Genomic DNA, 1,069 nt, shown 5'->3' on the forward strand with positions numbered 1-1,069 from the left:
GTGCTCGGCGGAAGCGCCGGAGCCGCGGGAGCAGGAGCCGGGGCGGCAAGGATGGGTGGCGCAGGAACGCTGGCGGGCTTCGGAACCCCGGGCGGCCCCAGGATCAGTGGCCCCGGCGTGGGAGGCCCCACGGCCGGAGCGCCGGGGGCCGGCGGTATGGCGGCGGGTTCGGCATCTGCGGGTGCGCCCGCGGGGGCGTTCTCGTCGTCGAACGGCGGGGCCCACGCCAGTCGTGCAGGGATGATGCCGATGGGAATGATGGGCGCCGCGGCGACCGGCCAGAACGAGGGCCGTCGCGGTCACACGCCGGCCGCGTATCTGACCAACGCCACCAACACCTCGGAGATCCTCGGGGAACCGGTCAAGGTCGCCCCCGCGGTTCTGGGGAGGACTCCGCCGCCCGAGAACGTCGAGACCGAACAGAAGCAGGAGCAGCCGGTGGTCAGCCGGGTCATCGGACGGCGAGATACCGGAGGCGACAACGCCACGTGACCACCGGCCATGATGCGGCGCGAAAGAACCCGACAATCGCCCGGGAGGTGTTGCCCCGCCGCCCCGGAATCGACGAGCTGTGTGGTTCGGCACCACCCGGCAGCCCTCACCCGGCAGCCCTCACCCGGCAGCCCTCACCCGGCAGCCCTCACCCCGGCAACCTTCACACGGCAACTCTCACCCGGCGAGACCCAACGCCTCGAGCAGGCGCATGACGAGTTCGTATCCGATCAACCCGACAAACCAGATGACGCACAAGTACATGCCGTACCTCTTGATGTGGTCTTGTCGCCAGCTGGCGACGAACCGCATCTTGATGTCTCCCCACCGGGAGAACGGAATGTCCTCGCTTCCGTGCTCGAACTCGTTTCCGGGTTCCCGGCTCTCGCCCGTTGCCATCAGTTTCCACCCCTGTTCGTGTTCTTCTCCGGACCACTCGTGTTACCCGGCGTGTCGGCGGCCTCCCCCTGCGTCAGCGTGTCGTAGACCCTGTCCGCGGCGCTCTCGCCTAGCCATGCGCCGACCCCGGCGCCGATCCCGGCCCCGACGAACGTGCCGACCGGCCCGAGGTACGACC

1 protein-coding gene and 1 pseudogene are annotated in these 1,069 nt (G+C 69.8%); one reads left to right on the plus strand and one right to left on the minus strand.

The window, feature by feature from the left end:
- Positions 1 to 492: pseudogene (locus tag IY392_RS19155) on the plus strand (hypothetical protein); the annotation flags it as partial.
- A gap of 177 nt (positions 493 to 669) precedes the next feature.
- Here IY392_RS19155 and IY392_RS07765 read toward each other — a convergent pair.
- Positions 670 to 891 (minus strand): hypothetical protein, encoded by a 222-nt coding sequence (locus IY392_RS07765; RefSeq protein WP_107757320.1) that lies wholly within the window; start codon positions 889 to 891, stop codon positions 670 to 672.
- Positions 892 to 1,069: the final 178 nt, after the last annotated feature.

This window comes from Dietzia sp. SYD-A1 (genome assembly GCF_015356725.1).
Lineage (GTDB): Bacteria > Actinomycetota > Actinomycetes > Mycobacteriales > Mycobacteriaceae > Dietzia.